Source organism: Holdemania filiformis DSM 12042 (assembly GCF_000157995.1).
Taxonomy (GTDB): Bacteria; Bacillota_I; Bacilli_A; order Erysipelotrichales; family Erysipelotrichaceae; genus Holdemania; species Holdemania filiformis.
Window position 1 is genome coordinate 546,159 of sequence record NZ_GG657556.1, and the last position, 8,404, is coordinate 554,562.

The 8,404-nt window shown below is 53.7% G+C and carries 8 protein-coding genes; 7 read left to right on the forward strand and 1 reads right to left on the reverse strand.

The genetic code is table 11. The annotated features are described in order from the left end of the window. A partial coding sequence (locus tag HOLDEFILI_RS08450) for a Yae1 family protein (RefSeq protein WP_006059174.1) occupies positions 1 to 276 on the forward strand: 276 nt, incomplete at its 5' end. Between the two features lie 216 nt (positions 277 to 492). Here HOLDEFILI_RS08450 and rnhC read toward each other — a convergent pair. After that, positions 493 to 1,395, reverse strand: coding sequence for a ribonuclease HIII (gene rnhC / locus HOLDEFILI_RS08455; RefSeq protein ID WP_006059175.1), 903 nt, complete (start codon positions 1,393 to 1,395; stop codon positions 493 to 495). 88 nt (positions 1,396 to 1,483) lie between these two features. On the opposite strand from rnhC, the gene HOLDEFILI_RS08460 reads away from it, so the two are divergent. Genes HOLDEFILI_RS08460 through HOLDEFILI_RS18380 form a run of 6 tightly spaced genes read left to right on the forward strand, consistent with a single transcriptional unit; the run spans position 1,484 to position 8,313 of the window. Beyond that, positions 1,484 to 2,161, forward strand: coding sequence for a CvpA family protein (locus tag HOLDEFILI_RS08460; protein ID WP_006059176.1), 678 nt, complete (start codon positions 1,484 to 1,486; stop codon positions 2,159 to 2,161). Between the two features lie 2 nt (positions 2,162 to 2,163). Next, a complete protein-coding gene (locus HOLDEFILI_RS08465) occupies positions 2,164 to 4,497 on the forward strand; it encodes an endonuclease MutS2 (protein WP_006059177.1) in 2,334 nt (777 codons plus the stop codon). Further along, on the forward strand, positions 4,494 to 6,257 hold the full coding sequence (uvrC, locus tag HOLDEFILI_RS08470; RefSeq protein WP_006059178.1) for an excinuclease ABC subunit UvrC: 1,764 nt from the start codon (positions 4,494 to 4,496) through the stop codon (positions 6,255 to 6,257). The genes HOLDEFILI_RS08465 and uvrC overlap by 4 nt, the downstream gene beginning before the upstream one ends. Before the next feature lie 48 nt (positions 6,258 to 6,305). Then, positions 6,306 to 6,509 carry a helix-turn-helix domain-containing protein gene (locus HOLDEFILI_RS08475; RefSeq protein WP_006059179.1) on the forward strand — a complete coding sequence of 68 codons (204 nt, stop codon included), beginning with the start codon at positions 6,306 to 6,308 and terminating at the stop codon, positions 6,507 to 6,509. Between the two features lie 59 nt (positions 6,510 to 6,568). Continuing rightward, entirely contained in the window at positions 6,569 to 7,582 is a 1,014-nt protein-coding gene (locus tag HOLDEFILI_RS18375; protein ID WP_050766949.1) for a M15 family metallopeptidase, read from the forward strand. Continuing rightward, positions 7,579 to 8,313 (forward strand): glutamate racemase, encoded by a 735-nt coding sequence (locus tag HOLDEFILI_RS18380; protein WP_006059181.1) that lies wholly within the window; start codon positions 7,579 to 7,581, stop codon positions 8,311 to 8,313. The genes HOLDEFILI_RS18375 and HOLDEFILI_RS18380 overlap by 4 nt, the downstream gene beginning before the upstream one ends. The last annotated feature ends 91 nt before the right edge of the window (positions 8,314 to 8,404 follow it).

Below are 8,404 nucleotides of genomic sequence, written 5' to 3' on the forward strand. Positions count from 1 at the left end.
AAACGGGAAGGCTTGGCAGAAGGCCGGGAAGAAGGCAGAATAGAAGGTCGAGAAGAAGGCATTGAACAAGGCATTGAGCGTGGCATTGAACAAGGTATCGAAAAGCAACGATTAGAAACCGCAAAGGAAATGCTGAGAAATCATTGTAATGATCAGTTCATCCAGCTTTGCACCAAAATCAATCTTCAACAACTGGAACTGTTAAAAAAAGAAATCGTTTCCGGTTTCAGTCAAACTGAGGATGACTCGGAAAAATTCCATCAGGCAAGCGACTGAAAATAGCGGGGAGATCAGGTGAAAAAATCAGTAACCTGTGTTCCGGTTAGTCCGCTGTATTTTGCAATCAAGAACATCGGATGATCAATTAGAATTTTTCAGAGGCAGTCAGCAGAGGATCGCAAAAATTGATTTTCATGAGAAGACCCAGTCCGGGTCTTTTTCAATTGCAGCGATAAAAAAGCAGGATTTCTCCTGCTTCAGCGATTTTCTCCTTTATAACAAATCGGCGACTTTCTCCGTATTTTTGAAATGCAGCTTCGCTACTTCTTTTAAATGCTGCTCACCATGTTTTTTGACAAAGGCCGCGCCGTCCTGATCAACAACGCTGCCGGCGCCTTTGGTAAACGACATATCCCATTGTTTCTCCATCGCGTCCCAGGCTTTGAGGAATGCGCAGCGGGCGATCATGGAAGCACAGGCAACGGCAGGATAATGACTTTCCGCTTTGGTTTCAAAATGCAGGCCGCGGACGACTTCTTTCTGCCCTTGACAATACCGATAATAGTTGACTTCCGGCGTGAACTGATCGACGATCGCCGCCTGCGGCAGACTCCCGCGCTTGCGCTTGAGATGGACATACGCCTGATTATGCAGGATCGCCTTGATCTGGTTCATATTGCACTGACTATGGATCTGATTGTATTTGACCGGCGGCAGAATCAGCAAGGAATACGCCAGCCGTTCCATTAAAAGCGGCGCGGTCTGCAGAATCACTTCGTCGTTGATCTGCTTGGAGTCGTTGACTTTTAATTCCTGCAGCCACGCCAGATCCTGCTGCTCGACGGCACAGGCACACACGCAGACGGAACCGAAATAATCGCCGGTGCCGACCTCGTCGCTGCCGGCGTGGGTCTGTTTGGCGAAGCGTCGAAAATCAGACTTTCCCTGGCTGAGATTGGTATTTTCCAGCTGATCCTCGGCCTGAAACGGTGCGGCGTAAATCATCGCGTCCTTTCCCTGAAAGACGACTTTATTGGATTGGTAAGCGGTAATCGTGCAGTTTTCCGGCTTGAGCTGATAGCGCGCATAGGCCGGGGCTTTGACTTCAAACTCGCTCCAGGCGGCGTACAAACGCTCGATCTGGGAGCTAGTCAGCAGCAGTGTTATCGTGTTCATGGATTCACCTCTGGTACTTATGATAACACAGGATTTGCAAAATCGCTTGTTTTTCGGTATCATGTTCCTCAGGTAGGAGTGATGGAAAATGGTAATTGAGAGCCAGACTTATATGGTAATTAACGCCGCGGTGCTGATCCTGGCGGCGATTCAGATTTTGATCGGGGTAAAACGGGGCTTTTTAATCCAGCTGATGGACTGCGTGGGTTTGCTTTTGTCGCTGTTTGCCGCGTGGCTGTTCTCGCCGGTGCTGGCGGAGTGGGCGGCAATCGTTCCAGCGTCGCTGAATCCGGCGCGGGATACGGTGCTGGGGCCCTGGGTGTATGGCTTGATGAATCAGATCGTCTGGTTTATCGCCGTGTTTATCATCTGCAAGCTGATTCTGCTGCTGGTCCGTCCGGTGGTAAAGATGCTGGGGAAAATCCCGCTGGTCAAACAGGCCAATCAGCTGTTAGGCGGCTTGTTCGGGCTGGTCAATACCGGGATCTGGCTGGTCGTCTTTTCGATCCTGCTGATGCTTCCGTTTTTTGAAAACGGGCAGCAGGTGATCGACGCGACGCTGTTGTCGATGCCCGGCAAGGCTGCGGCGGTAATCAATGAAAAACTGCTGGAAATGCCGCAGGATGAAAACCAGCTGCAGAAGCTGGTGGACGGCTGGGATCAGCTGACCGACGAGGACCGCACCTTGATTAAAGACTGGCTGAATGACAATCAGCTGACCTTTCAAAATCTTCAAGCTTTACTGAATTCACTGAAAGGAGAATAACGATGAACAGTAGCAACGGCCTGGAGCTGGCGCTGATTAAGCAGCAAATCGCTCAGCTCTGCGCCTTTTCGTTAGGAAAACAAAAAATAGAGGAACTGCAGCCAAGCTTTTCGCCATTGGTCATTGCGAAGGAAAACCGGCGGATCGCGGAAGCGCTGCAGGCTGTAATTCAATTCGGTCCGATGCCGTTTTATGGAATCCGCGATCTTTCACGGTCTTTGCATACGGTGCTGCGGGACGGCGTCTGTACGCCTCAGGAACTCATTCAGGCGGCCGATCATGCCCGCGGTGTCAGCGGCGCGCAGGGGTATCTGAAATCCGTGGAGCTGCCCTGCAAGGAAATCCATGAGCTGGCGGATACCATGGAGCCGCATCTGGAAGTCGCCGAGCAGCTGGAACGCTGCTTTACACCCTATGGTGAAGTGCTCGACAGCGCGTCGCCGGAGCTGAAGCAGATCCGCCGCAGTCTGCATCAGACGGAAGCCGAGCTGGTGCGGGAAAGCCAGCGCTTCGTTCAGTCGCATGCAAGTCTGTTGACGGATTCGATCACGACGACCCGCAACGGCCGGATCGTGGTCCTGGCAAAAATTTCGGAGAAAAACAGTCTGGGCGGGTTTGTCCACGGCGAGAGCGCCTCGGGCGCGACGGCGTATGTCGAGCCGGGCTGTCTGATCGAACTGAATAACCGCAAGCAGACGCTGATCTCCCGCGAACAGGATGAGATCGACCGGATTCTCGTCGAATGCAGCCGTTTGTTAAAAAGCGTTGCCGAACCGTATCTGGCCAACCTGGAAACGCTGGCGATCCTGGACGCGCTGTTCGCCAAGGCTCAATGGGGTCAGCGTCATAACGGCGTCGTCGCGAAGCTGTCGGAAGGGCGGACGCTGGTTCTGAATCAGGCCCGTCACCCGCTGATCGATCCGAAGACGGTTGTTGCCAACACGTATCGGATTATCGAACCACAGAAAATGCTGATGATCACCGGCCCGAATACCGGCGGTAAAACCGTTTCGTTAAAGATTATCGGGCTGTTTGTGTTAATGAGCTACTGCGGCATTCCGGTGTGCTGCGAGGACGCGGAAATCCCGCTGTTCGATCAGGTGTTTGTCGATATCGGCGACGATCAGTCGATCGTGCAGTCACTGTCGACGTTTTCCGCGCACCTGGCGAAGCTGGCCGACGTGACTCAGCACGCAACGAAAAAATCGTTGGTTCTGCTGGACGAATTAGGCTCCGGCACCGATCCGAAGGAAGGCGAAAGCCTGGCGATCGCCGTACTGAACGATCTGCGCGAGAAGGGCTGCTTAAGCGTCGTCACCACTCATTATGGCCGCTTAAAGCTTTATGGCAAGCGGCATGAGGACATTCTGGTCGCGTCGGTACAGTTCGACGTGGAGAAGATGATGCCGACCTATCATTTTATCGAAGGTCTGAGCGGTCAGTCGAACGCCTTTGAAATCGCCCGGCGGTTCGGCTTGAAAGAGAAAATTATCCGCGAAGCGGAGTTTTTAAAGCGCCAGCAGCGTTCCCAGGAGGACGAGCTGATCGAGAAGCTGGAAGCCCAGATTCTGGAAAATCAACAATTGAAGGAAAAACAGGAAGCGCTGATCGCGCAGACAGAGCAGCAGCGGCAGCACCTCGAGCGCGAGCTGCAGAAGCTGAGCGAAGAAAAACAGCGGATTCTCGACGCGGCGGAAAAACAGGCGCAGAAGCAGTTGGAAGAGGTAAAAGCGGAAGGCGAGGCGCTGTTGGAAGAATTGCGTCAAAGTCAAAAGACGATGAAGCTGCACGAGATCATCGAGAAGCAGCATCAGCTCAACGCCCTGGGCAAAAGCGAAGCCCAGCTGGAAGAGGAAGCCAACGATGAGCCGGAACCGCAGTTTCAGGTCGGCGCCTTTGTGGAATTGAAAAAATCCAGTCAGATTGCCGAGATTCTGCAGCTGAAGCGCAATCAGGCTGTCGTCGATCTCAACGGCATCCGCACGACCGTCAAGCTGGAAGACATGCGGCCGACCCAGCGGCGGAAAAACAAGCCGGCACCCTCCGGGATGTCGATGAAAGCGCTGCGCGCGAAGACTGTGAATCTGGAATGCAACATCATCGGCTGCCATGTCCAGGACGGGCTGGAAATCGTCGACAAATATCTCGATGACGCCGTTGTCGACCGGATCGGCTCCGTCCGGATTATCCACGGCGCGGGTACCGGCGTGCTGCGCAAAGCGGTTCAGGAGAAGCTTAACCGCGACAAGCGCGTCGAGAGCTGGCGGATCGGCGGCGCAGGTGAAGGCGGCGCCGGAGCGACCGTCGTCACGCTGAAGACGGGGAAAGCGAAATGATCAGCTCCGCACTGAAGGCCAAGCTGCAGACGCTGCCGTTAGAGCCCGGCTGCTATCTGATGAAGGACAAAAATGACACGATCATCTATGTCGGCAAGGCCAAAAAACTGAAAAACCGCGTCAACCAGTATTTTGTAGGCGCGCACAATTACAAGACGACCAAGCTTGTCAGCAACATCGTCGATTTTGACTACATCGTCACTTCCAGCGAGAAGGAAGCGCTGGTGCTGGAAATCAATCTGATCAAGAAGTATCGTCCGCGCTACAACATCATGTTCATGGACGATTCCTCTTATCCCTATATCAAGCTGACCCATGAAGCTTATCCGACGCTGCGGGTTGTGCGCGACGCCAAGAAAGACCGCAAGGCGAAATACTACGGTCCGTTCCCGGACGCTTCGGCGGCGCATCAGACGATGAAGCTGCTCAACCAGCTCTATCCGCTGCGCAAGTGTGATAAAATGCCGAAGAAGCTGTGCCTGTACTATCACATCGGACAGTGCCTGGGACCCTGCGAGCTGAACGTCGATCCGGAAATCTACAAGGAAATCTCCGAGAAAATCACCCGCTTTCTGCGCGGGGACGTCAAGGATCTGGTCAGCGAGCTCAAGTCTAAGATGAACGCCGCAGTAGAAGAACTGGCGTTTGAAAAAGCCCGCGAGTACCGGGATTTGATCACTTCGATCGAGCACATTACCGACAAGCAGCAGGTTCAGGTTGAGGACAACAAGGACCGCGATGTGTTCGCCTGTTACGCGGATAAGGGCTACCTCGCGATCCAGGGCTTCTTCATCCGCTCCGGCAAGCTGCTGGAACGCCAGCTGTCGCTGACGCCGCTGTATGGCGATCCGGAGGAAGAACTGATTTCCTTTTTAATGCAGTATTATCAGAACCATCCGCTGCCTCAGGAAGTGATCGTACCGCTGGAGCTGGATATCGAAGCGCTGCAGGAGGTCATCACCTGCAAGCTGATTCAGCCGGTCAAGGGCTATCGCAAAAAGCTGCTGGACATGGCGTCCAACAACGCCAAGACCAACCTGCTTCAGAAATTTGAAGTGATGGAACGGCAGAATGAAACGACGGAGGAATCGATGCGGCAGCTGGCGCAAAAGCTGCGGATACCCGGCTTGTCCCGGATTGAGATTTTCGATAACTCGCATATTTCCGGTGCCTTTACCGTTGCCGGTATGGTCGTGTTTGAGGACGGCTTGCCATGTAAAAACGATTACCGGCTGTTTAAGCTGCATACTGAAAACAGCGATGTCGATTCGATGAAGGAAGTGCTGTACCGGCGCTATTTCCGGCTGCTGAACGAAGGCGGACGGTTTCCCGACCTGCTTTTAGTCGACGGTGGTCTGACTCAGATTGAAGCGGCGAAGGAAATTCTTGGTTCGCTTGATCTGGATATCCCGATCTGCGGCCTGGTGAAAAACGACAAGCATCAGACGGCCAGCCTGATGAACGAACGTCTGGAGATCGTCGACGTTGAACCGGGATCGCCGTTATTCTTCTTATTAACGCGGATGCAGGACGAAGTCCATCGCTTTGCGATCAGCTATCACCGCAAGCTGCGTCAGAAAGCCCAGACAAAGTCGATTCTGGATGAAATCGACGGGGTCGGCGAAGTCCGCAAGAAGAAACTGATGAGCACATTTAAGAGTTTTAAGCGGTTAAAAGAAGCGACGATCGAGGAGATCGCCCAGGTTGTGCCGCAGGAAGTCGCGGAAAGAATTTTTGATACGCTGCATGTGGAACCTTAACCCTGTTGTCCTGCATACTATGGTTTAGAAACCAAGAGGAGGACAGCCATGAAAAAGATTCTGACCCGGCGGGAGAAGGAAGTCTTTGATCTGTTGGTCAGCAATTACGATACGAAAGAGATCAGTGAACAGCTGAACATCAGTGAGAAAACCGTCCGCAACCACATCTCCAACGTGATCCTGAAGCTTGCCGTCAAAGGGCGGGCACAGGCCGTGGTGGAGTTAATCCGATGCCGCGAAATTGAAATCTAGCCCCCAAGAGGGGGCTATTCTTTTCGATTTATGTTATACTAAGACATGAGGTGGTTTTTTTGAAAATCAAACGCTTGCTTTTTGTCGCGGCGGTTGCCGCGTTATGCGCCGGGTGTTTAATCGTGATGAATATCCGCTACGACCGGCTTTCCCGCTATCCGTATCAGGATCCGAAAAGCCGCGCGCTGATCGACGAATACTTAAGCGATGAGGACATCGAGTATATCATCGAATATTCGATTGCCCCTTCAACGTTCGTACCGTATATCCAGGCGGAGCGGTTCAGCGTTTATCATGCCCCGGAATACAACTACATGGAGGAGGCGTTCTCCTACCGCAATTACGCGCCGGCCCTCATCGTCAAGATGGTAGAGGAAACGCGCGATCAGATCGCAGTGCAGGATCTGGCGCAGCTGATGTTGGCTTACAGCTACGAGGAAGTCAAGGACTGGCTGGATCGTGGCGATCCGTATTACCGCAACGCCACGCTGGTGCTCGATCCCTCGGCGCTGGATACGCTGGTAGACGATGATCACACGATCGCCACGCATGTGCCGCTGCATTTGGAAGCGTTAGCGGATATCCCGCAGCTGACTGTCGAGGTTAACGGTGAGGAAAAGCCGATGCTGGTGGACGCGCGGCTTCAGCAGCCGCTGCGGCAGCTGTGCGAAGCGGCAGAGGCGGAGGTCAGCACGCGGGCCTGCGGCGGGCTGATCGTCACCGAAGGGTACGTCAGCTATCCAAAACAGGAAGAATTGTATAAGCAGGCGAAGGAACAGTACGGTTCCTCAGCGATCCTGTATGTTGATTATCCCGGCCACAGCGAGCATCAGCTCGGTCTGGCTGTCGATTTTGCCGCAACAGGCAAGCAGTCGGAAGATTTCAGCACGACTCCGCAGTCTCAATGGCTGCAGGAAAACGCCTGGCGGTTCGGCTTTGTCCAGTCCTATACGGAAGACAAAGTCACGGAAACCAACAAGCTGGCCCGGCCGGAACACTACCGGTATGTCGGCCCGGCGCTGGCCCGGCAGCTGGTTGAGGAACATCACACGTTGAAAGAAGGCACAGAATGATCGGCGTTTTTGATTCAGGAATCGGTGGTCTGCGGTTATTGGATAAGCTTCGCCAGCGGTGGCCGCAGGAAGATTTTGTTTACCTGGCTGATCAGGCGCATGTCCCGTATGGTTCGCTGGACCGTGATACATTACTGGATTTATTGCAGCTGAATCTGAACTGGCTGGAAAAACAGGGCGCCGACCGGATCGTGGTCGCGTGCAACACAGCCAGTGCAACCGGCATCGCCCGCCGTTATCGCGGACAGGCGCAGATCGTGGAGATTATCTCCAAGACATGTGAACAAATTCCGGCTTCGACGGAGAAGATTCTCGTGCTGGCGACGCCGTTTACAGCCCAGTCGCATCGCTACCAGCAGGTTTTAGCGCGGCAGCTTCCGCAGGCGGAGGTGAAGGAAGTCGGCTTGAGCTGTCTGGCGTTTATGATCGAGCATCTCTGTCCGAAGCAGGAAATTGAAACGTATCTGAAGGGCGAACTGAATGCTTACCGGAATGGCTTTGACCTTGCGGTTCTGGCGTGCACGCATTTTCCGTTTGCGCGCGATCAATTTGCGAAGGTGCTGGGGATCCCTTTGATTGATTCGGAAAGCATCGCACTCGAGGCCCCGGCTCAACCCGGGCAGGGCACGCTGCGGATCGCGACAACCGGCAGCGTTGAGCTGTTAACTCGTCAGCTGCGTGGATTGATGAACTGGAATGTTCCCTGCGAACACATTCAGATCGAAGTTTGAGCGGGGGATCGTGCGGAGGGATCGAAAGAATCCAACGATGCCCTGATTCATAGATAAACACTGGAAAAGAATGGGAGAACCCGTTCTTTTA